Source organism: Catellatospora sp. KI3 (assembly GCF_029948125.1).
Lineage (GTDB): Bacteria > Actinomycetota > Actinomycetes > Mycobacteriales > Micromonosporaceae > Catellatospora.
On sequence record NZ_JASAMB010000001.1, the window covers coordinates 521,373 to 546,981 of the forward strand.

Annotated in this window: 14 protein-coding genes and 2 pseudogenes; 12 read left to right on the forward strand and 4 right to left on the reverse strand. The window is 71.8% G+C overall.

All coding sequences use genetic code 11. From position 1 onward, the window contains the following. Nucleotides 1–77: 77 nt before the first annotated feature. The 3 genes and pseudogenes from hisN to QEZ54_RS02375 all read left to right on the forward strand — a co-directional run bounded on the left by hisN (nucleotide 78) and on the right by QEZ54_RS02375 (nucleotide 4,150). Entirely contained in the window at nucleotides 78–881 is an 804-nt protein-coding gene (gene hisN / locus QEZ54_RS02365; RefSeq protein WP_281302755.1) for a histidinol-phosphatase, read from the forward strand. A 105-nt stretch (nucleotides 882–986) separates the two neighbouring features. Continuing rightward, a pseudogene (locus QEZ54_RS02370) lies at nucleotides 987–1,781 on the forward strand (hypothetical protein); the annotation flags it as partial. A gap of 1,082 nt (nucleotides 1,782–2,863) precedes the next feature. Beyond that, nucleotides 2,864–4,150 (forward strand): LCP family protein, encoded by a 1,287-nt coding sequence (locus QEZ54_RS02375; protein ID WP_281302756.1) that lies wholly within the window; start codon nucleotides 2,864–2,866, stop codon nucleotides 4,148–4,150. Between the two features lie 93 nt (nucleotides 4,151–4,243). On the opposite strand, the pseudogene QEZ54_RS02380 reads toward QEZ54_RS02375, so the two are convergent. After that, a pseudogene (locus QEZ54_RS02380) lies at nucleotides 4,244–6,076 on the reverse strand (beta-galactosidase); the annotation flags it as partial. Nucleotides 6,077–6,258: 182 nt separating this feature from the next. Between QEZ54_RS02380 and QEZ54_RS02385 the strand changes: the two are divergent. The 3 genes from QEZ54_RS02385 (at nucleotide 6,259) to QEZ54_RS02395 (ending at nucleotide 11,119) form a co-directional block, all read left to right on the forward strand. After that, on the forward strand, nucleotides 6,259–8,646 hold the full coding sequence (locus tag QEZ54_RS02385) for a TIM-barrel domain-containing protein (RefSeq protein WP_281302757.1): 2,388 nt from the start codon (nucleotides 6,259–6,261) through the stop codon (nucleotides 8,644–8,646). A 4-nt stretch (nucleotides 8,647–8,650) separates the two neighbouring features. After that, nucleotides 8,651–10,066 carry a xylulokinase gene (gene xylB, locus QEZ54_RS02390; protein ID WP_281302758.1) on the forward strand — a complete coding sequence of 472 codons (1,416 nt, stop codon included), beginning with the start codon at nucleotides 8,651–8,653 and terminating at the stop codon, nucleotides 10,064–10,066. Between the two features lie 288 nt (nucleotides 10,067–10,354). Further along, a complete protein-coding gene (locus QEZ54_RS02395; RefSeq protein WP_281302759.1) occupies nucleotides 10,355–11,119 on the forward strand; it encodes an alpha/beta fold hydrolase in 765 nt (254 codons plus the stop codon). Between the two features lie 91 nt (nucleotides 11,120–11,210). On the opposite strand, the gene QEZ54_RS02400 is transcribed toward QEZ54_RS02395, so the two are convergent. The 3 genes from QEZ54_RS02400 to QEZ54_RS02410 are packed head-to-tail and all read right to left on the reverse strand — an operon-like array spanning nucleotide 11,211 to nucleotide 14,816. After that, nucleotides 11,211–12,128, reverse strand: a complete 918-nt coding sequence (locus QEZ54_RS02400) for a carbohydrate ABC transporter permease (RefSeq protein WP_281302760.1) — start codon at nucleotides 12,126–12,128, stop codon at nucleotides 11,211–11,213. After that, complete coding sequence (locus QEZ54_RS02405; protein WP_281302761.1) at nucleotides 12,125–13,138, reverse strand: ABC transporter permease subunit; 1,014 nt, start codon at nucleotides 13,136–13,138, stop codon at nucleotides 12,125–12,127. Before QEZ54_RS02405 ends, QEZ54_RS02400 begins: the two co-directional genes overlap by 4 nt. 10 nt (nucleotides 13,139–13,148) lie before the next feature. Next, the gene (locus tag QEZ54_RS02410; protein WP_281302762.1) at nucleotides 13,149–14,816 is read right to left on the reverse strand and encodes an extracellular solute-binding protein; all 1,668 of its coding nucleotides are present in this window, start codon (nucleotides 14,814–14,816) and stop codon (nucleotides 13,149–13,151) included. Between the two features lie 212 nt (nucleotides 14,817–15,028). Here QEZ54_RS02410 and QEZ54_RS02415 point away from each other — a divergent pair, with 212 nt between their 5' ends. From QEZ54_RS02415 to QEZ54_RS02440, 6 genes are all read left to right on the forward strand, one after another. Next, the gene (locus QEZ54_RS02415; protein ID WP_281303029.1) at nucleotides 15,029–16,240 is read left to right on the forward strand and encodes an ROK family transcriptional regulator; all 1,212 of its coding nucleotides are present in this window, start codon (nucleotides 15,029–15,031) and stop codon (nucleotides 16,238–16,240) included. A gap of 340 nt (nucleotides 16,241–16,580) precedes the next feature. Beyond that, nucleotides 16,581–17,597 (forward strand): sulfotransferase, encoded by a 1,017-nt coding sequence (locus tag QEZ54_RS02420; RefSeq protein WP_281302763.1) that lies wholly within the window; start codon nucleotides 16,581–16,583, stop codon nucleotides 17,595–17,597. Between the two features lie 315 nt (nucleotides 17,598–17,912). Further along, nucleotides 17,913–20,780 (forward strand): glycoside hydrolase family 3 C-terminal domain-containing protein, encoded by a 2,868-nt coding sequence (locus tag QEZ54_RS02425; protein WP_281302764.1) that lies wholly within the window; start codon nucleotides 17,913–17,915, stop codon nucleotides 20,778–20,780. Nucleotides 20,781–20,850: 70 nt separating this feature from the next. Beyond that, entirely contained in the window at nucleotides 20,851–21,927 is a 1,077-nt protein-coding gene (locus tag QEZ54_RS02430) for a LacI family DNA-binding transcriptional regulator (RefSeq protein WP_281302765.1), read from the forward strand. A 214-nt stretch (nucleotides 21,928–22,141) separates the two neighbouring features. Then, nucleotides 22,142–25,015 (forward strand): glycoside hydrolase family 9 protein, encoded by a 2,874-nt coding sequence (locus QEZ54_RS02435; protein ID WP_281302766.1) that lies wholly within the window; start codon nucleotides 22,142–22,144, stop codon nucleotides 25,013–25,015. Between the two features lie 322 nt (nucleotides 25,016–25,337). Then, nucleotides 25,338–25,598, forward strand: a complete 261-nt coding sequence (locus QEZ54_RS02440; protein ID WP_281302767.1) for a hypothetical protein — start codon at nucleotides 25,338–25,340, stop codon at nucleotides 25,596–25,598. Nucleotides 25,599–25,609: the final 11 nt, after the last annotated feature.

The following is a 25,609-nucleotide window of genomic DNA, read 5'->3' on the forward strand; positions in this document are numbered from 1 at the left end:
GACGAAACTACCCGGCTGGTCCAGCGGGTATTCGCACCCGATACCGGGCGATAGCGGAGATCCGATAAATTCTCGGCATGGCCCGCTACTCGGACGACCTGGGCGTCGCCCACGCGCTGGCGGACACCGCCGACTCGATCTCGATGTCGCGCTTCCGCAAGCTCGACCTCCGCATCGAGTCGAAGCCGGACCTCACTCCGGTCACCGACGCCGACACCGCGGTGGAGAAGGCCCTGCGCTCCACCCTGGCCCGCATCCGCCCCCGCGACGGGGTGCTGGGCGAGGAGTTCGGGATCACCGGGGCCTCCGGCAGCCGGCAGTGGGTCATCGACCCGATCGACGGCACCAAGAACTTCATCCGGGGCGTACCGATCTGGGGCACGCTGATCGCGCTGATGGAGGGCGACGAACCGGTGGTCGGCCTGGTGTCGGCGCCCGCGCTGAGCCGCCGCTGGTGGGCCGCGCGCGGGCTGGGCGCGTTCGCGGGCCGCCACCAGGCCGCGGCCACCCCGATCCACGTCTCCGGCGTACGCCGGCTGGCCGACGCGAGCTTCTGCTACTCCGAGCTCGACGGCTGGGAGCAGACCGGGCGGCTGGCCTCGGTGCTGGACCTGATGCGCAAGACCTGGCGCAGCCGCGCGTACGGCGACTTCTACGGCTACATGCTGCTGGCCGAGGGCGCGCTCGACATCATGATCGAGCCCGAGCTGATGCTGTGGGACATGGCCGCGCTGGTCCCCATCGTGACCGAGGCGGGCGGGAACTTCACCGACCTGTCCGGACGGCCGGGCGCGGGCGGCGGCTCCGCCATCGCGACCAACGGGCAGTTACACGAGGATGTCCTGGAAAAGCTGAGCCCAGCGGGCCTTCGCGCTCTGTAGTCAGTCTCATTCACTCGGTTATCTGACCTCCGGGTTGGGCACACCCGACCCCTAAGGGTCTAAGCTGCGTTGGTGGTGTCCTCTGGCTGGTGGTTCCTGGTGGCGATGATCGCCGCGTACGGCATCGCCAACCTGCTGCAGTCCATGGCGGCAACACGTACAGCGACGACCGACAACCTGGATCCGGGCCTGCTGCTGCGGCTGTTCGGCAACAAGACGTACCTGCTCGGTCTCGGCTGCCAGATCCTCGGCTTCTTCCTGGCCCTGGGCGCGCGGCGGGACCTGCCGCTGTTCCTGGTCCAGTCCGCCGTCACGGCCGGCCTGTGCGTGACCGCCTTCTGCGGCGTCGTCCTGCTCAAGTGGAAGCTGCCGTTCGCGGAGATCGCCCTGCTCACGCTGGTCGTGGCGGGCATCGGCATGCTCGCCGCCTCGGCGAAGCCCGGACACGCCGAACCACTCGACGCCAAGGGCATCATCTCCCTGGTGGTGGCCCTGGCCGCGATCGCCGCGGTCAGCGTGGTCGCGGGCAAGGTGAAGGGCGTGCTGGGCTCGGTGGTCCTCGGCTCGCTGGCCGGGCTCTGCTTCGCCTCCGCCGCCATCGCCGCCCGCCCGCTGGCGTCGGCGCAGAACATCGTCGAGTTCGGCCTCAACCCCCTGCTCTACCTGGTGATCGCGCACTCGCTCACCGGCCAGCTCCTGCTCGGCCTCGCCATGCAGCGCGGCTCCACCAACGCCGCGGTCGCCGCGATGGACGCCGCGGGCGCGGTGCCCGCCGCCGCGATCGGCATGCTGCTGCTGGGCGACCAGATCCGCAGCGGCATGGTGTGGGTGGCCGCGCTCGGCTTCGTGCTCACCCTCGGCGCGGTCATCGCGCTGACCAGATTCGCCGAACCGCAGCACGACCTGGTCGCCGAGCCGGTCCCGCTACCGGTGCGCCGCACCTCGGCCTCGGTCCCCGGCCTGCCGCCGCATCCGGCTCGCGGCGTGTTCCAGGTGCCGGGCGCCTCGCAGACGAGCAAGCGCGACGCCGAAGACACCGCCGACGCGGCCCGGTCCGTCCCCGCGGCCCAGTCCGCCCCGGCTGCCGAGCCCGCACCGGCCGTGCACCCGGTGCCGCCAACCCAGCCGATCCCGCTGCCGCAGCCCGCACCGGCCTGGTCACCCGCCCCGGCCAACGGCTACCTGCACACCCAGAGCTTCACCCCGGCCACGGTCTTCCATCCGGCCGCCGACCAGCCCGGCAACGGCCACCAGCCCGCGCCGCCCGCCCCATACACCCCGGCCCCCGCCGGCTACGGCCACGGCGTTCCGGTGCACAGCTACGACGGCAACGGCCACGGCTCGACGCCCGGAAACAACCACGCCGCCCCGAACGGCCACGGTCCAGCCAACGGCCACGCCCACGGACCGGGCAACGCGCACGGGCAGGGCAACGGGCACGGTCCGGGTAACGGGCAGGGCAACGGGCACGAACCGGCGAACGGGCAGGCCGCCGCGCCGCAGGTCCCCGGCCAGCCGCAGCCGCAGCCGCAGGTCGCGTTCCCGGTCTCCGGGCGCCCGGCCCACCCCTGAAACAACGGCGCACCCGGACTCTCCGGGCCAGCGCCCGCCCGCGAATCAGCCTCAATCGGCGATCACCCTACGAAGATCGCTAATCCAGGTCTGAACGTGCACAAGGAGCCCAGCTTCCGACCTCAACCCGCGATCACGAAAGGAAGATCGCCGCTTCGGGACAGAACTCGGGTGCAGGTATCGCTCGGCGACTCACCCTGCCGAAGATCACCGACCCAGGTCTGAACATGCGCAAGGAGCCCAGCTTCCGACCTCAACCCGCGACCACAAGAGGAAGATCGCCGCCTCGGGGCAAGAAGCCGTGCATGGAGATCGCGCAGAGGTGAAGAAGTTTGGGGGCGGGGCAAGGTTCGGCACCGTTGGTGCCGTCTTCCCAGTGGTGTCACTTCTGACCACGGGGAGGTACGGCGATGGCGACCACGTCCCGCCGCAAGTCCGACACATCCGTTCCCAGGCAACGCAGCCGCTCGAAGCACAGCGCCGAGCCGAGGAGCACTCAGCCGAAGACCGCCGAGCCGAAGAACGCCGAGCGGAAAGACGCCGACCGCAGGCGCCGCCCCAGGACCCGGCGGCGGAAGGTCCCGCTCTGGGCGTCGCTGGCGGTGACGTTCGGTGCGCTGGTGATGCTCGCCGTGGGCGGCGCCCTCGTGGCGCTCCGCTCGGTGGTCGGCACCCTGGAGGACAGCATTCAGGTCGTCGACGTGCTCGACGACGCGGCCAAGCAGCCGACCGAGTCCGGCAAGGCGCTGGAGGGCGCGATCGACCTGCTGCTGCTCGGCATCGACACCCGGTCCACGCAGGAGCGTGACGACGCCCGCGCCGACACGGTCCTGGTGGTGCACATCCCGGCCACGCACGACCAGGCGTACCTGATGTCGATCCCGCGCGACACCCGGGTCACCATCCCGGACGCGCCCAACGGCATGAAGTCGATCTCCGACAAGATCAACGGAGCGTTCACCCGCGGCGCGATGAAGGGCGGCGGCTGGGCGGGCGGGCTGGCGCTGACGGCCCGCACGGTGAAGAACCTGACGGGCATCGAGTTCGACGGCGCAGCCGTGATCGACTTCGGCGGCTTCAAGAAGGTCATCGAGACGCTGGGCTCGGTGAACCTGTGCGTCGAGGCGGACACCCGGTCGTCGCACTACTTCGTCCTGAAGCCGGGCGGAAAGCCCACTTACGTGAACGGGTCGGGCAACGACGGGCTGCCGGTGGAGAAGCGGCTCGGCATCAACGGCAAGCAGTACCTGCACAAGAAGGGCTGCCGGGACATGCAGGCCTGGGAGGCGCTGGACTTCGCCCGGATCCGCAAGGGCGCGGCCGACAACCAGGGCGACTACTCCCGGCAGCGGCACCAGCAGCAGCTCATCAAGGCGATGATGAAGAAGGCGACGACCAGCGGTGCGCTCACCGACATCGGCAAGCTCAACGCGCTGCTCAAGGCCGTCGGTCAGTCGATGCTGCTGTCACTGAAGGGCATCACCCTGGTCGACTTCCTGTTCACGATGAAGGACCTGGCCGGCTCCGACCTGGTCCTGCTCAAGACCAACAGCGGCCGGTACAACAGTTACAAGGTCAACGGGCAGAGCTTCGAGCGCCTGGACGACCTCACCCTGGAGATGTTCAAGGCCGCCAAGAACGACACTCTGGGCCAGTTCACCGCGAGATACCCGGAGTTCGTCAACAACGAGAAGTAGCCCGGCCTCGTCGAACAGCCACAGGAGGCCGTCCGCGCGGACGGCCTCCAGGCCGTCGGGCAGCCCCGGCAGCACGGGAGTGATCCCGGCGTCGGCACACGCCCGTTCGAGCCAGTCGGACAGACCCGCGTCGTCGAGCTCGCAGGACAGGTAGCGGGCCGTCCCGGCTCCGTCGGCGCGGCTGGTCGCGGCCGGGCGCCCGTCCGGGTAGCGCGCGGTGACCTGGGCGTACGGCGCGGACAGCCACTCGGTCCAGCCACTGGCGACGGCCCCGGTGTCCAGCACCGCCAGCCGGTCCGGCGGCAGCGGGTCGAACTCCTCCACCACGATGCCGAGCAGGTTTCGCAGCGCCCCCGGATACCCGCCGAGGCGGACCCGTGCGTTCGCGTCGACCAGCCCCGACTGGTGCGTCACCAGCAGCTGCCCGCCCTCGCGCACGAACCGCGCCAGCTTCGCCGCCGAAGCGTCGTCGACCAGGTACGCGGCGGGCAGCACCAGCACCCCGTAGTCGGACAGGTCCGCGCCGGGCGGGACCACGTCCACGGCGTACCCCCGCCGCCGGAGCAGGGTGTGGCAGCGCCGCACCCGCGCCTCGTAGTCGACCGGCGCGGGCAGGTGCGCCGCCTGCACCGCCCACCAGCACTGCTCGTCGAACCACACCGCCACCCGCGCCCGCGGTCCGACCCGCGGCGCATCGGCGGACGACGTCGGCACCGGAGCAGTGCCGGCTGGAGCAGTGCCGGCTGGAGCAGTGCCGACTGAAGCAGTGACGGCTGGGGCGGGGCGGGGCGGTAGCGCGGCGAGCTTCGCGCCGAGTGCGGCCGCCTCGCGGAAGAGCCGGTTGTCGGCGCCGCCGTGGCCGACCAGGGCGCTGTGCCACTGTTCGGCACCGCCCGCGCTGGCTCGCCACTGGAAGTACAGCGCGCCCGCCGAGCCCCGGGCGACGTGCCCCAGCGCGATCCGCTCGAGCATGCCGGGTGGTTTGCGCCGCTGCAGGCCGCCCTCGGTGACGTGCGCGGGCGCGTGCTCCATCAGCAGCCAGCGGCCGCCCTGCCCGGCCGCGCGCGACCAGCCCCGGGCCAGGTCGGCCGCGAAGGCGCTCTCGGCGACGGCACCGTCCAGGCTCGCGGGGTAGTGGTCGATCGCGACCAGGTCGACCTCGGCGGCCCAGCGGGCGTGGTCGACCGGCACCCACCCGCCGAGCACGAAGTTCGTGGTGACGGTGGCGCCCGGCGCGGCGTCCTTGATCAGGTCCCGCTGCCGGGTGTACGCCGCGAGCATGCTGTCGGACAGGAACCGCCGGTAGTCCAGCTCGTGCGCCGGGTTGCCGAGGTACTGGGTGGCGCGCGGCGGCAGCACCTGCGCCCAGTCGCCGTACTCCTGGCTCCAGAAGGCGGTGGTCCACGCCTCGTTGAGCGTGTCCAGGGTGCCGTGGCGCGCGCGCAGCCAGTCGCGGAAGGCGGCGGCGCAGTGGTCGCAGAAGCACCAGGTGCCGTACTCGTTGTGCACGTGCCACAGGCGTACGGCCGGGTGGTCGGCGTAGCGGCGGGCGAGCTGCTGGGCGACCGCCTCGCTCGCGCGCCGGTAGGCGGGGGCGTTGACGCAGTAGGTGTCGCGTGACCCGTGCACCAGGCGTACGCCGTCGCGGCGCTGCGCCAGCGCGTCGGGGTGGGCCCGGGTGAACCACGGCGGCGGGGAGGCGGTCGGGGTGGCCAGGGCGACGCCGACGCCCGCCCGGTGCAGGTCGTCGAGGACCCGGTCGAGCCAGCCGAAGTGATACCGGCCGGGCTCGGGCTCCAGCCGCGACCAGGCGAACACGCCGACCGTGGCGAGGTTGACCCCGGCCGCGCGCATCAGCTCCAGGTCCTCGGCGCGCACCTGCTCGGGCCACTGCTCCGGGTTGTAGTCGCCGCCGAACAGGTACACCGCTCCCCCTTTTGTTTGGAACGCAGCCAAATTAGGTGACCCTGGGGGTGGCGTCAACCGGACGCGGTTGACGTTTGTTTGGCTACACGGAAAACTAAATTTAGCTTGGCCAAGCCGATTTGTACCGGCGTTGGTGCCCCGCCGCCGTTACCCGCGCCCGCCGACCGTCCGAGGAGCCGATCATGCCGTTTCGACCGCCGCTGGTGGCGCACGAGTACTTCTCCGCCGACCCGCCGGAACTGCCGCGCCGCTCCCCCGGCGAGCCGGGGCCGCAGGTGGTCGTGCGCGCCGAGCTGACCGGCAAGGACTCGACCGGGGTGACGCTGCAGGCGTACACCGCCGACGGCACCGCCCTGCACCTGCAGCTCAGCGCCGCCGGCGAGGGCATCCTGCGGGTACGGCTGAGCGACGACCCCGCCGCCCGCACCCGTTCGGCGCGGGCGCTGCCGCTGACGCAGCCCGACCCCGGCGCGGTGGCCACCGTGGTCGCCGGGGTCGACTCCATCAGCGTCACCGCCGGGGCGCTGACCGCGCACGCGGTGCTCAGCCCCTGGTCGCTGTCCTTCCAGGACACGGTAACCGGGCGCGAGCTGCTGCGCAGCGACCCGGGCCTGGTCGACATCTCCGGCCGGATGCGCAACCTGCCGCTGGGCTGCTCCCGGGTGGACGGCCGGATCGTGGCGTACCACGAAAGTTTCACGTTCCCGGCCGACGAGGTGCTCACCGGGACCGGCGAGCGCTTCACCGCGCTGAACCTGCGCGGCCAGCGGCCGGTCATGTGGAACTTCGACGCCTTCGGCAGCGAGTCCGACCGCGCCTACAAGAACGTGCCGTTCTACCAGTCCAGCCGCGGCTACGGCCTGCTCGTCGACTCCGGCCTGCCCGTCGAGTACGACTTCGGCGCCGCCACCGGCAGCGTCACCCAGCTGCTCGTACCCGATGACGCGCTGGACTACTACGTCCTGGCCGGACCCACCCCGAACGCGGTACTGGAGCGCTACGACGCGCTCACCGGCCGCCCGCAGTGCCCGCCGAAGTGGGCGTTCGGCTCCTGGATCTCCTCGGGCTTCTGCCGCGACAGCCAGGAGCAGGTGCTGGCCCGCGCCGCGACCATCCGGGAGCACGGCATCCCCTGCGACGTGCTGCACCTGGACACCTACTGGCAGCCCGACGGCAGGTGGTCGGAGCTGCGCTGGGACGGCGAGACCTTCCCCGACCCCGAGGGCATGCTGGCCACCCTGCACGAGCAGGGCTTCCGGATCTGCGTGTGGATGAACCCGTACCTGTCGCACAACTCCGACCGGTTCACCGAGGCGGCCGAGCGCGGCTTCCTGCTGCGCCGCCCCGACGGCGAGGTGTACGTCGCCGACTCGTGGCACGGCTCGTTCCCGCCCGGCGGCATCATCGACTTCACCAACCCCGAGGCCGTCGCCTGGTTCCAGGACCTGCTGCGGGTGGTCGCCCGCCAGGGCGTGGACGTGTTCAAGACCGACTTCGCCGAGGGCGTGCCCGCCGACGCGGTCGCCCACAACGGCATGACCGGCACCGAGCTGCACAACGTGTACACGCTGCTCTACAACGACGCCGTGGTCGAGGTGACCCGCGAGGTGCACGGGCACAGCATGGTGTGGGCGCGGTCGTCGTACCTGGGCGGGCAGCGGCACGCGGCGCAGTGGGGCGGGGACACGATGTGCTCGTACCCGGCGCTGGCGTCCTCGCTCAACGGCGGGCTGGCGCACGGCATGTCCGGCATCCCGTACTGGTCGCACGACAGCGGCGGCTTCTGCGGGGTGCCCAGCGACGACCTGTACCTGCGCTGGGCCCAGTTCGGCGCGCTGTCGCCGCTGCTGCGCTTCCACGGCACCACCACCCGCGAGCCGTGGCGGTTCCCCGCCGTCGAGGCGGCCACCATCGAGACCCTCAAGCTGCGGTACCGGCTGCTGCCGTACCTCTACTCGGCGGCGCTGCGGGCGCAGGAGACCGGCGAGCCGATCATGCGGGCGCTCGCGGTCGACTCCCCGGCCGACCCGGCCTCCTGGCGGGCCGAGCACGAGTACCGGCTGGGGCCGGACCTGCTGGTCGCCCCGATGATCAGCGAGACCCAGCGGCGCGACGTCTACCTGCCGCCCACCACCGTCGACGGCGCGGGCGGCAGCGGCGGCTGGGTCTGCTGGTGGACCGGCGAGGTCTACCCCGAGGCCACCACCATGCCGGTCGCCCCGGCCCTGGACCGCCTCCCGCTGTACGTCCGCCGCAACGCCCTCATCGCGACCACCGAGCCGACCCAGCACCTCGCGGACGGACCGTGGCCGTCGGTGACCCTGCTGAGCTTCGGCGGCGGCGACGCGACCTGCGAACTCCTCGACGACGGTTGCGCAAGCACTGTCGTGGCGCACAGGTCAGGGGATACTCTCGCGGTGACGGTCGCGGGGTCTGCCCGCCTGCGCGCGATCGCCTTCCCCGAAACAGCCGGGTGCACCCCGCCTGCCACGGTGCTCGTCAATGGTGTCGAGGCGCCGCTGCGCACGGTCGACGGGCTGCTCACGGCGTCCCTCGCTCCGGGAGACTGAAACGATGGTGCTGGTCGCCGGTGTCGACTCGTCGACGCAGTCCTGCAAGGTCGTCGTACGCGACGCAGACACCGGCGCGCTGGTGCGCCAGGGCCGCGCGGCCCACCCCGAGGGCACCAGCTGCCCGCCCGACGCGTGGTGGGCCGCCCTGCAGACCGCGATCGCCGACGCCGGCGGCCTGGCCGACGTCGCGGCGATGTCGGTAGGCGGCCAGCAGCACGGCATGGTCTGCCTGGAGGACTCGGGCGCCGTGGTCCGCGACGCGCTGCTGTGGAACGACACCCGCTCCGCGCCCGACGCCGCCGACCTGGTCACCGAGCTCGGCGGCGGCCAGGCCTGGGCCGACGCCGTCGGCAGCGTCCCGGTCGCCTCGTTCACCGTCACCAAGCTGCGCTGGCTGGCCCGCGCCGAGGCCGCCAACGCCGCCCGCACCGCCGCCGTGTGCCTGCCGCACGACTGGCTCACCTGGCAGCTGGCGGGCGCGCCCGGCCTGGACGCGCTGGCCACCGACCGCAGCGACGCCTCCGGCACCGGCTACTGGTCGCCCCGCACCGGCGCGTACCGCCGCGACCTGCTCACCCTCGCCCTCGGCAAGGACGTGCTGCTGCCGCGCGTGCTCGGCCCCGCGGACAGCGCGGGCAGCACCGCCCAGCTCGGCGCCGCGATCCCGGCCGGGCTGCTGCTCGGCCCCGGCGCGGGCGACAACGCCGCCGCCGCCCTCGGCGCCGGCGCCGGCCCCGGCGACGTCATCGTCTCCATCGGCACCTCCGGCACCGTCTTCTCCGTCGCGGCCGCGCCCGCCGCCGACCCGACCGGCGCCGTGGCCGGGTTCGCCGACGCCAGCGGCCACTTCCTGCCGCTGGTCTGCACCCTCAACGCCGCCCGGGTCCTGGACAGCGCCGCCGCCATGCTGCGCGTCGACCACGCCGAGCTGTCCCGCCTGGCCCTGACCGCCCCGGCCGGGTCCGACGGCCTCGTGCTGGTGCCCTACCTCGAAGGCGAACGCACCCCCAACAAGCCCGACGCCACCGGCAGCCTGCACGGCCTCACCCTGGGCAGCTCCACCGCCGCGCACCTGGCCCGCGCCGCCGTCGAGGGCCTGCTCTGCGCGCTGGCCGACGGCCTCGACGCGCTGCGCGCGCAGGGCGCCCAGGTCGAGCGGGTCATCCTGGTCGGCGGCGGCGCCCGCTCCGAGGCCCTGCGCCAGATCGCCCCGACCGTCTTCGGCTGCCCCGTCCTGGTCCCCCCGCCCGGCGAGTACGTCGCCGACGGCGCCGCCCGCCAGGCCGCCTGGATCACCACCGGCGCCCAGCCCGAGTGGGAACTCGACGGCCTCACCCGCTACGACGCCGCCCCGGTCCCGGCCGTCCGCGCCCGCTACGCCGACGCCCGCGACCTCACCCTCACCCGCATCAGCTGACCCCGAGCCGCCCGACGCCACATCGCCCCGCGCCACGTCGCCCCGCGCACGTCGCGCACCGGGTGTTGGCTGCAGTTTCGGGGGAACTGCACGAATCCCAGCCAAGATTCCTGCACTTTCCCCGAAACTGCACGCACTCCGCGCGTACGGAGTGCGCACGCACTCCGCACGTACTCTCGCGCGCCCGCGGCTACCCGGAAGGTCCCGGGCGCGCGAGTATTCCCACCTGCGGCGCGACTGGTGAACTTGCCGATGCCGAGTCGGTCCGGTGGCGGCGAAACTTCGGCGATGCAGACCTTCACCTCGTACGACGGCACGTCCATCGCCTACCACGTCTGGGAGGCGGCCGGCGCCGCGCCGACCGTCGTCCTGCACCACGGCTTCGCCTCCTCGGCGGCGGGCAACTGGGTGGTGACCGGTGTCGTCGACGCGCTGGCCGCCGCGGGGCGGCGGGTGGTCGCCATCGACGCGCGCGGGCACGGCGGTTCGCAGAAGCACCACGACCCGGCGTACTACGGCGAGGACGCGATGGCCCGCGATCTGACCGGCCTGTTCGACCTGCTCGGGCTGGACCGGGTGGACCTGGTCGGCTACTCGATGGGCGGGGTCGTCTCGCTGGTGACCGCGGCGGCTGAACCGCGGGTGCGGCGCCTGGTCGTGGGCGGGATCGGCGCGAGCGCCGCCGAGCAGGGCGGGGTAGACCGCGGCGCGCTGGTCGGGTCGGCGCTGATCGACGCGCTGCTGACCGACGATCCGGGCACCATCACCGACGAGCGGGCGCTGGGCTTCCGGATGTTCGCCGAGGCGACCGGGGCGGACCGGCGGAGTCTGGCCGCGCAGGCGCAGGCGAGTCGCCATACCCCCATCGGTCTGGCTCGGATCACGGTGCCCGCGCTGGTGCTGGCCGGGGCGGACGACTGGCTGGCGACGCGGCCGCACGTGCTGTCCTCGGCGCTGCCGGACGGCCGCTGCAAGGTGCTGGCCGGCGACCACCTGACGGTGGTGCGCAACCCTGAGTTCGCCGCCGCGATCGTCTCGTTCCTCGCCGACTGACCGGGAGAAAGGAAGGGGCCCTTCTTATCGCATTCCGTATAAGAAGGGCCCCTTCCCAACCCGCGGAGCGGGGCGTGGCGGGCGGACCGGGTCAGCCCTTGATGGCGCCGGCGATGACGCCCTTGGTGAAGTGGCGCTGGATGAACGGGTACACGATCACGATGGGGATCAGCACCACCACCACGACGGCCATCTTCACGGCCAGGCTGGGCGGGGCGCTGAAGCCGAGCGCGGGCGGCGACCCGATGCCCGCCGGGCTCTGCCCGGCCAGGATGTACGCCTGCAGCACCTGCTGCGCCACGTGGTCGTCGGCGTTGTTGAGGTACAGCACCGCGTTGAAGTACATGTTCCAGTAGCCGACGGCGTAGAACAGGCCGACCACGGCCACCACCGCCTTGGACAGCGGCAGCACGATCCGGCCCAGGATGGCCCACTCGCCCGCGCCGTCGATGCGGGCGCTGTCGAGCAGCTCGGCGGGGATGCCCATGAAGAACTGGCGCACCACGACCAGGTTGAACGCGTTGACCGCGGCGGGCAGGATCAGCGCCCAGTGCGAGTCCTTGAGCCCGAGGCTGGTCACCAGCAGGTAGCTGGGGATCAGGCCCGGCCCGACCAGGAACGTGATCAGGAAGAACAGCAGCAGCGGCCGGTGCCACAGGCTGCCCGGCCGGGACAGGCCGTACGCGGCGAGCACGGTGCAGCCCAGGCTGAGCGCGGTGCCGGCGAGGGTGACCAGCATGCTGCGCCACACCGCGCCGGACACCTCGCCCCGCGTGAAGATCAGCACGTACGCCGAGATGTCGAAGTCGCGGGGCATGAACACCATCCCGCCCGCGTCGGCGATCGCCTTCTTCGACGACACGCTGGTGACCAGCACCGACCACATCGGGATCAGCACCGCGAGCACCACCGCGCTGAGCACGGTGCCTTTGATCAGCTGCCCGATCAGGGTGGGCGGCTCCTCCCACGACGGGCGTTCGGGGCGGCGCGACTTGGTGAGCGGACTCATGACTTGACGAACACCCCCTGCTCGCCGAAGCGGTGCGCGAGCTTGTTGGCGATCAGGATCAGCACCAGGCCGATGGCGGCCTTGAACAGGCCCGCGGCGGCGCCGACGCCGTAGTCCTGGGTGACCAGGCCCAGGTAGTAGACGTACGTGTCGAGCACCTCGGCGGCCTGCCGGCCGACCGCGTCGCGCTGCAGGATGAACTGCTCGAAGCCGACCGACAGCGAGTTGCCCAGCTGCAGGATGAGCAGCAGGATCACCACGGGGCGCAGGCCGGGCAGGGTGACGTGCCACAGGCGCCGCCAGCGGTTGGCGCCGTCGGAGGCGGCCGCCTCGTACAGGCTCTGGTCGATCGCGGTGAGCGCGGCCAGGAACACGATGGTGCCCCAGCCGACGTCCTTCCACAGCGACTCGGTGCTGACCAGCACGATGAAGGTGTCCGGGTCGGTCATCACGTCCCACGGCTGCACGCCGTTGTCGCGCAGCGTCTGGGCCAGCAGTCCGGCGCCGCCGAGCATCTGCACGAAGAAGGTCACCACCAGCACCCAGCTGAAGAAGTGCGGCAGGTAGACCACGGTCTGGATGAACGAGCGCAGCCGCCGCGACACCACGCTGTTGAGCAGGATCGCCAGCGCGATCGGCAGCGGGAAGAAGAACACCAGCTGGAATGTGGTGATGGCCAGGGTGTTGCGCAGCGCGTCCCAGAACTGCGAGTCCTCGAACAGCTCGGCGAAGTTGGTGAAGCCGATCCACGGGCTGTTGACGATCGCCTCGACGGCGGTGCTGCCGGACCACTGGTCGTAGTCCTTGAACGCGACGATGTTGCCCAGCGTCGGGATGTAGTGGAACACCAGCAGCAGCAGCGCGGCCGGGGCCGTCATCAGCAGCAGGACGCGGTCGCGCCGCCACCGCGCGGCGAAGGAGCTCCGGTTGCGCTTGGGGGGCGCCTCGGGAGCCGGGGGTACGGGAGAAGGCCGGGCCTGTACAGGCCCGGCCACCTTGGTGCTGCTCACGGTGCGATCCTCATCGACCGGCGTCGCTCAGGGCCTTGGCCATGAAGGCGCGGCCGTCCTCGCCGCCGCCGTCACGCCACTCCTTGAGCACGACGTCCAGGTCCGACAGCGGACGGCGACCGCGGATGATGTCCTTGATCTTGTCCTCCGTCGGCTGCTTGACCTTCACGTAGCTGGCCGGCATCTCGAGCTTGATGCCGCGCCACGGGTCCACCTCGATGTGCTGGACCGAGGCGTTCTCCCAGTTGATCAGATCGTTGACGTAGGTGGGGACCCGCGCGTCGAACTTGATCGTCGGAGCGGTGCCGGCGAGGAAGCGGAACTGGTCCGCCTTCTCCTTGCCGAGCAGGTCGTTGCCGGCCGGCCAGCCGTCGGCGCCCTTGGCGAAGTGCTTGCCCTCGACGCCGTACTCGATGAGCTCGAACTCCTTGGTGCCCAGCGGCGCGGCGAGGAAGTTGAGCACGCGCAGGATCTCCTCGGTCTTGTCCTTGCCGAGGCCCTTCTTGATGAAGGTGTAGAAGATCGGGTCGCCAGAGCCGTGCACCAGCGGCTTGCCGCCGTCAGCGGCGAAGAACGGCACCGGCTGCATGTTGAAGCCCGGAGTCACCTTCTGCTGCTCGGCCTGCACGCCCAGCCAGGCGCCGACGCCGTCCTGCACCATGACGATCTTGCCACCGTTGAACAGCAGCTTCGCGTCGGCGCCCTTGGTGGCGATGATCTCGGGGTGGACCAGGCCGTCCTTGAAGACCTTGACCAGGAACTCCAGCGCGGCCTTGAACTCCTCGGTCTCCAGCTTGAACGTGACCTTGCCGTCCTTGCTGCGCCAGCCCTCCTTCGCACCCGGCACCCGGAAGATCATCTCGACCATGGCCTGGATGTCGTTGAAGGCCCACACGCCCTTGTCGGCGTTGGTGACCGCCTTGCCGAACGCGTACAGCTCGTCGGCGGTCTTCGGCACGCTCGCGCCGATGGCGTCGGTCAGGTCCTTGCGGTAGAACAGCGCCCACGGGTACGGGCCGTCGGTCGGCCACGGCACACCCATCAGCCGCTGGTTCCAGACCGCGTTGGACCAGGCCACCGTCGGCAGGTTCGCCAGCATCGCGTACGGCAGCGCCTTGTCCCCGGACAGGTGGTCGGTGAGGTCCTCGAACAGCGCCTTGGCCGCCTCGGAGAAGTTGGGGATCTTGGGGATCTCCCAGCTCGGGATGCACAGCACGTCCGGGATGTCGCGGGCGCCCATGATCGTGTTGAGCTTGTCGGCGTAGGTGTTGCCGTCCTGGATGCCCGGGGTGACGACGGCGCCCAGTTCGGCGTTGATCGCGTCGACGTACGCGTTCTGGCCCGGCCCGGCGGGCACGGTCCCCCAGTACGGCGTCATCGTGGTGATGGTGCTGCCGCGACCCGGCTTGTCGGTGATCGCGTCGACCAGGTTCGCCGGGTACTTCGTGAACCCGTTGGCGACCGGCGAGATGCCCTTGATGTCGGGCTGGACCAGGTCCAGCGGCTTGAACTTGGGCAGGACGGCGGTCAGCTTGTCGACCTCCGCCGCCGTGCCGGTGTCGGCGGCCTTCTCGGTGCAGCCGGCCAGGGCACCGCCACTGGCGGCAGCGACCGCGCCCAACCCGACAAGGGTGAGGAACGACCGGCGGTTCGCCGTGCCCGGGAGGGGGTGGTCCACGGCGTGCTCCCTTCGTCGAAAATATTTCAGGATCAGGGGAAACCGCCCCGATGGGCTGGGGGCGGGCTATATTTAGTTCGTCTGACGACTAAACAAATTAGCGGAAGGCGGTAGCCCCCACAAGGGAGCGCTTCCATGCGGGCGCCGAGTCCGGCCATACGGCATGATGGTGCGACGACCGCAGCGAGCTCCGGAGGGCGCACGTGATCACGATGCAGCGGGGGCCGCAGCCGGCGGACTTCGCCGACGTCAGAGCCACCAACCTCGCCGTCGTGCTGCGCTACGTGCGCGGCAACGCGCCCTGCTCCCGTGCTGAGATAGCCGCTGCCACCGGCTTGAACAAGGCCACGGTCTCCAGCCTGGTCGCCGATCTGATCGACCGGCGGCTGCTGCGGGAGACGGGCCTGACCGAGCACCGCATCGGCCGCCCGGCCACCATGCTGATGCTCGACGGCTCACCATACGCCGCGATCGGCATCGAAGTGAATGCCGACTACCTGACGGCCGTCGCCGTCGACCTCGCGGGCACGCAGGTGCTGTCGTGGCGGCGGTCGTTCGCCGGGCTGGGCGCCAGCCCGGCACAGGCCGCGACCGCGATCGCGGCCCTGGGCCGCCGCGCGGTGAACCGCGTGGTCAAGGACGGGCGCCGGGTGCTCGGGCTGACCGTCGGCGTGCCCGGCCTGGTCGACTCCGCCGGCGTGGTCACCCTCGCCCCGAATCTGGGCTGGCGCGACGTCAACCTGCGCGGCGCGCTCATCCGGGCCCTGGGCGACCCCGACTTCCCCGTCGGCGTCGACAACGACGCCAACCTCGCCGTCCTGGCCGAATCGCGGTACGGCGCCCACGCCGGCACCCGCAACCTGGTCTACCTCACCGGCGAGGTCGGCATCGGCGCCGGGATCATCGTCGACGGCCGCCTGCTGCGCGGCCACCGCGGCTTCCCCGGCGAGATCGGGCACATCACCATCGACCCCGGCGGCCCGGCCTGCCGCTGCGGCCGGCGCGGCTGCCTGGAGGCGGTGGCCGGCATCGCCGCCATCGTGTCCCGGGTCATCCCCGAGGCCACCAGCGACGGCGAGCTCACCGACCTGCAGCCCGAGATCGACGAGGTGGTCCGCCGCGCCCGCGCCGCCGACCCGGCGGCGCTGCAGGCCCTCACCGAGGTCGGCCACGGCCTGGGCCAGGGCGTCTCCATCGTCGCCGACCTCCTCGACCCCGAGGTGATCGTGCTCGGCGGCTACTTCGTCCCGCTGGCCCCCTGGCTCCTGCCCGCCGTCGAGACCGAGCTCGCCTCCCGCCGCATCGCCCCCGACCTCGGCGGCCCCCAGGTCTCCGCCTCCATCCTCGACCACGGCGCCGCCGCCACCGGTGGCGCCGCCACCGTCCTCGACCACGTCGACGAGGGCCACCTCCCCACCCCCTAACCAAGATCCACTAAGTTGCCGGGAAATCGGGCGCAATCAAGCGCAAGATACGCCCGATTGCCCGGCAACTCGAACGATCTTGACGCGGGCAACCCGCGCACGGCCGGCCCACGCCGCCAGCTCGCCCCGCCCCCGCCCCCGCCCCGATGCCCGCTGCTGGCCGCCCCCCTGCCCGCGGGTTCGTGCAGTTTCGAGGAAAGTGCGGGAATCTTGGCCCGCTTTCGTGCAGGTTCCCCGAAACTGCACGAACCATCCGCCGCGCGAGGCGGTGCGGGTCGGGGTGGCGGGTCGTTGAAAGGGTGTAAGTCGTAAATACGGCGTTAATGGAGTGCGGCAAGCAATGGGCGACGAGCGGCCGGTCTTCGTCGTGGGCTGTCCCCGGTCGGGGACCACGATGCTGCAGCTCATGCTGCATGCCCATCCCCGGATCGCGATCCCGCCGGAGACCCGGTTCCTGCTGAAGGCCTACGCCGAGCGGGAGCGGTACGGCGACCTCGCCGACCCCGCCAACCGCCGCCGGCTCGCCCAGTGGATCACCACGGGCAGGACCGCCTTCGCCGACCTGGGACTGGACCCGGGCGCCGTGGTCGAGGAGGTCGTCGCGGCGGGGCCGACCCTGGGCAGCGCCCTCGGCGCGGTGTTCCGGGCGTACGCGGCGCGGTTCGGGAAGGTCCGGTGGGGTGACAAGCGGCCGGCGTACCTGAACAACCTGGATGTGGTGCGGCGGCTGTTCCCGGACGCGCAGATCGTCAACATCGTGCGCGACGGCCGCGACTGCATCGCCTCGATCCGCGAGACCCCCTGGTACGACAAGGACATCTGCCTGGCCGTCTCGGACTGGGCGCGGGCCATGGACAGCTCGGCGCGGGCCCGGCGCACGCTGCCCCCGGACTCCTACCACGAGCTGCGCTACGAGGAGCTGGTCGCCGAGCCGGAGCCGGTGCTGCGGCGGCTGTGCGCGTTCCTGGGCGAGGCCTACGATCCGGCGATGGCCGAGCCCGCCCGCGTGGCGGAGGTGGCCGTGCCCAGCCGCAAGAGCTGGCACCGGCTGACCCGGGAACCGGTGACCAGCCAGCGGGTCGGCAGCTGGCGGGAGCGGCTGCAGCCGTGGGAGATCGCGCTGTGCGAGGCGGTGGCGGGGCGGCACCTGACCGGGCAGGGCTACCAGCTGTCGGTGGGCATCCCGTCGGTATGGCACGGGCAGGCCCTGCGGCACCGGTTGCACTACCCGTTGCACGACGCCCCACGTTGGACACTGCCCGCCCGGCGGATGGCCACCGGCCTGCGGGAACGCTTCGCCGCGCCGGAAGCCCTGGCGTACGAGGCGAGCCGGGCGGCGCAGGTCCCTTCGCGATGACGGCCGGGGGCGGCTCTTGACGGCGGCGCCGCGCAGGGGGTAAACCTCAGGGACTCTGTTCGAAACATCTTGGCAATCGTCTCGGGCAGGGTTTCTTTCGCACCACCGTCGAAGCGCTTCGACAACACCTCCAGGACGAAGCTCCCGCCTCCACCGGGACCGTCGGCCACCGGGCACGTCGAAGCGCTTCGACAGCGCCCGAGCACCGCCACCTGCTCCACCGCACCCGCTCCACGCGACCCGATCGCCCCACCGGCGGCCACCCGGCTGCCGGAACGCAATTTCCGACCGTCCGCCCAGACGAAGGAAAAGACCATGAACTTCCGCGACCCGCGGCTACCCCTGCCCGAACGCGTCGCCGACCTGCGGCGACAGCTGACCCTCGCCGAGCGGATCAGCCTGCTGCACCAGCACCAGCCACCGATCGCCCGCCTGGACGTCGGCGGGTTCCGGACCGGGACCGAGGCCCTGCACGGGCTGGCCTGGCTCGGTGAGGCGACCGTATTCCCGCAGGCCGTGGGCCTGGGCGCCAGCTGGGATCCCGACCTCGTCCGCCGCGTCGGCGCGGCGGTCGGCGACGAGGTGCGCGCCAGCCACCACAAGGACCCGTCCCGCGCCGGCCTCAACGTGTGGGCGCCGGTGGTCAACCCGCTGCGCGACCCGCGCTGGGGCCGCAACGAGGAGGGGTACAGCGAGGACGCCTGGCTGACCGGGCTGCTGGGCCAGGCGTACGCCCAGGGCCTGCGCGGCGACCACCCGACGCTGCTGAAGACCGCCCCGACGCTCAAGCACTTCCTCGGCTACAACAACGAGAACGACCGCTGCACGAGCAGCAGCAACCTCGGCCCCCGGGTGCTGCACGAGTACGAGCTGCCCGCGTACCGCCCGGCCCTGGCCGGCGGCGCGGCGGTGGCCGTGATGGCGTCGTACAACCTGGTCAACGGGCGGCCCGCGCACGTCACGCCGCTCATCAACGACGAGCTGCGGACCTGGACCGAGGACGAGATCCTGCTGGTCTCCGACGCGTACGCGCCGAGCAACCTGGCCGACCCGGACCAGCAGGCGTACTTCCCCGACCACGCGACCAGCCACGCGGCCGCGCTGCGGGCCGGGGTGGACAGCTTCACCGACGCCGACGACCGCTCACATGTGACCGTCGAGCGCATCACCGAGGCGCTGGAGCGCGGCCTGCTCACCGAGGCCGACATCGACCGCGCCGTGGACCGGGCGCTGACCGTCCGGATGCGGCTGGGCGAGTTCGATCCGGTGGGGAGCAACCCGTTCGCCCAGATCACGCCGGAGACCATCGACGAGTCGGCGCACCGGCGGCTGGCCCGGGAGGCCGCCCGCAAGTCGATGGTGCTGCTCAAGCAGGAGTGCCAGCTGCTGCCGCTCAACGCCGAGAGCACCGGGCGGGTCGCGGTGATCGGCCCGCTGGGCGACCAGCTCATGACCGACTGGTACAGCGGCACCCTCCCGTATCAGGTCACGGCGCGCGACGGGCTGGTCGCGCGGCTTGGCCCCGACCGGGTCGACTTCGTCGAGGGCGCCGACCGCGTCGCGCTGGCGCTGGCCGACGGCGGCTTCCTGTGCGCGGGCCCGACCGCGGGCGCGCTGACCAGGGGCGAGGCCGACCCGCACGGCTTCGACGTGTTCGACTGGGGCAGCCACCCCGGCCGGGGCGGGCATCCGGGCAGCGTGCTGGCACTGCGGGCGGTCGCCAACGGCGCCCACGTGACGGTACGGGACAACGTCCTGGTCAACGACGCCCCCGGCCCCAACGGCTGGGAGGTGCACGAGACGTTCCGCCTGGTCGAGCACGCCGACGGCACCCTGTCACTGCACCACGAGCTGTCCCGGTCGTACCTGGCGTTCGCCGCGGACGGCACCGCCGTGGTCGGCGCGGACGCCGAGCACGCCGCCCGGGTGGTGCCGCGGCTGCTGCGCAGCGGTGCCGAGCAGGCGGCGCTGGTGGCCGCCGAGGCCGACGCGGTGATCGTCGTGCTGGGCAACCACCCGCTGGTCAACGGCCGCGAGACCGAGGACCGGGAGAACCTGTTCCTGCCCCCGGCCGCCGACGCCCTGCTGCGCGCGGTGTACGCCGCCAACCAGCACACCGCACTGGTGCTGACCAGCAGTTACCCGTACGCGATCACCTGGGCCGACGTGCACCTGCCCGCGATCATCTGGAGCAGCCACGGCGGCCAGGAGTTCGGCCACGCGCTGGCCGACGTGCTCTTCGGCGACGAGGACGCGGCCGGGCGGCTGCCGCAGACCTGGTACCGCAGCCACTGCGAGCTGCCGGACCTGTTCGACTACGACATCATCACCAACGACGCCACCTACCTGTACTACCGCGGCACCCCGCTCTACCCGCTCGGGCACGGCCTGAGCTGGGCCGAGTTCGAGTACGGCGCGGTCACCCTGCACAGCGGCGACGGCGCGGCCGACACGGTCGAGCCGGACGCGGTGATCAGCGTGCGGGTGGAGGTGGCCAACGTCGGCGAGCGGCCCGGCGAGGAGGTGGTGCAGCTGTACACGCACCAGCAGCGCTCGCGGGTGAAGCAGCCGCTGCGGCAGCTGCGCGGGTTCGCCCGGGTGCGGCTCGCGCCCGGCGAACGGGCGGTGGTCGACATCCCGCTGCGCGTGTCGGAGCTGGCGTTCTGGGACGTCACCACGGGCCGTCCGGTGGTGGAGGCGGCCCGGCACAAGGTGATGGTGGGCCGCTCGGCGACCGACATCCGCGGCTGCGCCACGCTGACCGTACGCGGCGAGCGGATCGGGCCGCGGCGCCCGCGCCCGGTCGACGGCGGTGCCGCGGCGCTGCGCGCGGTCGACCACGACGAGGCCTGCGGCATCGCCCTGGTGGACACCTCGCCGGAGCGGGGCGACTCGATCAGCGCGGTGCACGCGGGCGGCTGGGTGTCGTTCGGGCCGACCGACCTGTCCGGCCGCACCGGCGTCGCGGTCGGCGTGGCCGGGGCGTCCGGCCGGGTGGTGCTGCGCGCCGACGACCCGCTCGACGGCGACGTGCTCGCCGAGGTGCTCGCGCCCGGCTCCGGCCGGTACGCCTACACCCCGCTGGCCTGTACGCTGGCCGCCCCGGCGCAGGCGGGCCCGGTCGATCTCTACCTGGTCTGCGACGCGCCGGGCATCATCGTGGACGAGCTCCTGTTCTCATGAGCGAGCGCAGCGAGCGAATCGTGGGGCACAGCGCGCCTCATGCCGGAGGCACGCGAAGCGGGCTTCCGGCATGAGCAGGCGTACCGAGGGCGGGGAGGCGATGCGGAGGATGGCCAGTCGGCGACCCGCGCAGCGCGACAGCGTGGTGACCATCGCCGACGTGGCCAGGCACGCGGGCGTGTCGACGAGCACGGTGTCGTACGTGCTCAGCGGCAAGCGGGCCATCTCCGCCACCACCAGTGCCCGGGTGCACGCCAGCATCCGGGCGCTGGGCTTCCACCCGCACGCGGGCGCCCGCTCCCTGGCCAGCAAGCGGGCCAGCGTGATCGCGCTGGTCCTGCCGCTGCGCCAGGGCATGCACCTGCCGGTGCTGATGCAGTTCGCCACCGCGGTGGTGACCAGCGCCCGCGCGTACCACCATGACGTGCTGCTGGTCACGGCCGACGAGGGCCCGGCCGGGCTGCGCCGGGTCGCGGCCGGGGCGCTGGTCGACGGCCTGGTGCTGATGGACGTGGAGATGCACGACGCGCGGGTGCCCACGCTGCGCCAGCTGGAGCGGCCCAGCGTCCTGATCGGGCTGCCGGCCGACCCGGCCGGACTGACCTGTGTGGACCTGGACTTCCACGCCGCCGGGGCGGTGTGCGTGGAGCACCTGGCCGCGCTCGGGCACCGCGAGATCGCGCTGCTGGGCGCCCCGCGTGTGGTGTACGAGCGCGACACCGGCTACGCGCACCGCACCCGCGACGGCTTCACCGACGCCGCGCGGCGGCTCGGGCTGACCGCGCACGCCCAGCCGTGCGAGGAGCACCCGGACGCGGTGACCGCCGAGCTGACCGCGCTGCTGGACCGGCATCCCGGTCTGACCGGCCTGGTGGTGCACAACGAGGCGGCGGTGACGCATGTGCTCGGCACGCTGCGCGCGCTGGGCCGCCGGGTGCCCGAGGACATCTCGGTGGTGGCGATCTGCCCGGACGAGCTGGCCGAGCGGTGCTCGCCGCCGCTGAGCTCGGTGCAGATCCCGGCCGAGGACGTGGGCCGCCAGGCGGTGGACCTGTTGATGCGCAAGATGGACGCCGAGCCGGTGCCGGACGCGACGCTGCTCGCCCCGGCCCTCACCGCGCGTACCAGCACCGCTGCGCGGTTGTGAAATCAGGCCTTTACGCGGCGGCAATGGCGGGGTTAAATCGGAGGCACGTCGATGGGAGCGCTTCCATCGATGTGTACACATTTGCACACCGATCCCTGACACCCACCGCACGACCGTGAGGCGGGCTGCGGTGGGGCGGATGCGCCCACATCCGCCCCACCTGTCCACCGCGAACGCATCACGTCGCGCGGCTCCACGGACAGGAGAAATCCTAGTGCCCAGCACTCCTGGCGCCATCCGCCCTTCTGGCAGGTGGAGACGCAGACTCGCCGGTGCCGTCAGCGCGCTCACCCTCAGCACCCTGGCCCTCGGCCTGTCCGCGGCCCCCGCGCACGCCGCCGGGCCGTACAACTACGCCGAGGTCCTGCAGAAATCGCTGTTCTTCTACGAGGCTCAGGCCAGTGGCCCGAAGCCGTCCTGGAACCGCGTCGGCTGGCGCGGCAACTCGGCCATGAACGACGGCTCCGACGTCGGCCTCAACCTGACCGGCGGCTGGTTCGACGCGGGTGACCACGTCAAGTTCGGCTTCCCGATGGCCGCCACGGCGACCATGCTGGCCTGGGGCGCGGTCGAGTACCGCGCGGCGTACTCGGCGTCCGGGCAGCTCACGCCGCTGCTGAACAACCTGCGGTTCGTCAACGACTACTTCATCAAGGCGCACCCGTCGGCCAACGTCCTCTACGGGCAGGTCGGCAACGGCGGCACCGACCACCAGTGGTGGGGTCCGGCCGAGGTGATGAAGATGGCGCGGCCCTCATACAAGATCGATGCGAGCTGCGGCGGCACCGACCTGGCCGCCGAGACGGCGGCCGCGATGGCGGCGGCCTCGATCGTGTTCCGGCCCACCGACGCGACCTACGCCAACACGCTGGTCAGCCACGCGCGGCAGCTGTACACGTTCGCCGACACGGTGCGCAAGAAGTACAGCGAGTGCATCACGGACGCGGCCGGCTACTACAACTCGTGGAGCGGCTACAACGACGAACTGGTCTGGGGCGCGATCTGGCTGCACCGGGCCACCGGCGAGGCGGCGTACCTGGCGAAGGCCGAGACGTACTACGCCAACCTCAGCACCGAGCCGCAGTCCAGCACCCACTCCTACAAGTGGACCCAGGACTGGGACGACAAGACCTACGGGTCGTACGTGCTGCTGGCGAAGCTGACCGGCAAGCAGCAGTACGTCGACGACGCCAACCGCTGGCTGGACTACTGGACCGTCGGCGTGAACGGCGCGAAGATCACCTACTCCCCCGGCGGCCAGGCCTGGCTGCAGCAGTGGGGCTCGCTGCGCTACTCGGCCAACACCGCCTGGGTGGCGCTGCTCTACTCCGACTGGATCACCGACGCCACCCGCAAGGCGCGCTACCACGACTTCGGCGTACGGCAGATCAACTACATCCTCGGCGACAACCCGAACCACCGCAGCTACGTCAACGGCTTCGGGGCCAACCCGCCGATCAACCCGCACCACCGCACCGCGCACGGCTCGTGGACCGACCAGCTCACCAGCCCGGTCAACAACCGCCACACGCTGTACGGCGCGCTGGTCGGCGGCCCCGGCTCGGCCAACGACGCCTACACCGACGACCGGCAGAACTACCAGATGAACGAGGTCGCCACCGACTACAACGCCGGCTTCACCTCGGCCCTGGTCCGCATGTACAGCGAGTACGGCGGCACCCCGCTGGCGGGCTTCCCCGGCGCCGAGACCCCCGACGACGCCGAGATGTACGTCGAGTCCGGCCTGAACACCACCGGCACCACGTTCACCGAGGTGAAGGCGCTGGTGTACAACAAGTCGGCGTGGCCGGCGCGGGCGCTGACCAACGCGTCGTTCCGCTACTACTTCACCCTGGACGGGGCGACCACCCCGAGCCAGATCACCACGTCGGTGGCGTACAGCCAGTGCTCCCCGCCGACCGGGCCCACCCAGCACAGCGGCAGCGTGTACTACGTGACGGTCTCCTGCGCCGGGCAGAACATCATCCCGGCCGGGCAGTCGGACTGGCGTCGCGAGGTGCAGTTCCGCATCACCAGCTCGGGCACCTGGGACGTGGGCAACGACTGGTCGTACCAGGCGACGATGGCCCGCAACAGCAAGATCACGCTGTGGGACGGCACCACCAAGGTCTGGGGTGACGCGCCCGGCGGCGGCACGCCCGACACCACCCCGCCCACCCAGCCCGGCACCCCGACCGCCACGGCGGTCACGTCGAGCGGCGCGACGCTGAACTGGACCGCCGCCACCGACACCGGCGGCAGCGGCCTGGCCGGCTACCGGGTGTACCGCGAGGCGGGCGCGACGGACGTGCTGGCCGGTTCGCCGACCACCAACACGTTCACGCTGACCGGCCTGGCGGCCTCCACCGCGTACACGTACTACGTGGTGGCCGTCGACGGCGCCGGGAACACCTCGACCGCCTCGACCCCGGTCACGTTCACCACCGGCGCCCCGCCGAACGACACCACCCCGCCCAGCCGGCCCGGCACGCCGACCGCGTCGGCGATCACCCAGACCGGCGCCACGCTGAGCTGGAGCGCGTCGACCGACACCGGCGGCAGCGGCCTGGCGGGCTACCGGGTGTACCGGGAAGCGGGCGCGACGGACGTGCTCGTCGGTTCGCCGACCACCAGCACGTTCGCGCTGACCGGGCTGACCGCCGCCACGTCGTACACGTACTACGTGGTGGCCGTGGACGGGTCGGGCAACCTCTCGACCGCCTCGACCCCGGTCACCTTCACCACCCTGCCGACCGGGGGCGGCGCGTCCTGCGACGTGGCGTACACCATCGGGAGCCAGTGGCCCGGCGGCATGTCGGTCACGGTGGTCATCAAGAACACCGGCACCACCACGATCAACGGCTGGACGCTGCGGTTCTCCTTCCCGGCCACCGGCCAGGCGGTGACCAACGGCCACAGCGCCACCTGGACCCAGACCGGCCTGAACGTCACCGCGACGGACCTGGGCTGGAACGGCACCCTGGCGCCCGGTGCCAGCGCCCCGATCGGCTTCAACGGCTCGTGGACCACCGCGAACCCCGAGCCGACCGCCTTCACCCTCAACGGAAGCACCTGCACCGTCTCGTAACCCTCCCCGAAACCCCTGCTCATCAACTCGATGAGCAGGGGTTTCGTCTTGCGGCGACTGGCATCAAAGTGCCGGGCATGCTGCTGCCAGCGGCTTACTGATGACTTCTCCGATCCGCTGCCACATCCTTGTTCCAGGCGAGCCGAAAGGGGCTCGGAAAGACTTGGGAAACGGGGACCGGAAATGAAGCGGACGGCGCGGCTGGCGATCGTTCTGTCACTACTCTCCTTGCTCGGAGTGGGGCTCGCGCAGCATTCTGTCGCAACCGCCTCCGCCTCGGCCGCGACCATTTCTGCCGACGGCGGCAACGAATGGGGGTGACATGCACCTGGTCACCTGGCGGTTGCGCGGTGACGGTACGGCGCACACAGGGACCGGCGAAGGCGTCGTCACCGACCTGATCTGGGCACTCTCCCGCCCGGACGACGGCGTCGACCATGTCGTGGTCCGCATTCAGCCCGGTCGGATGGCGATCGTCCTCTTCGTCCGCGCACTTCGTCCCGGCGGCGCCCGAGACGTTTCCGCCGAGCTTGTGAATCGCGTTGCAGAAGCCCCGGCGATGCGGGGCTGGCACCTCTTATAAGACACCACTCA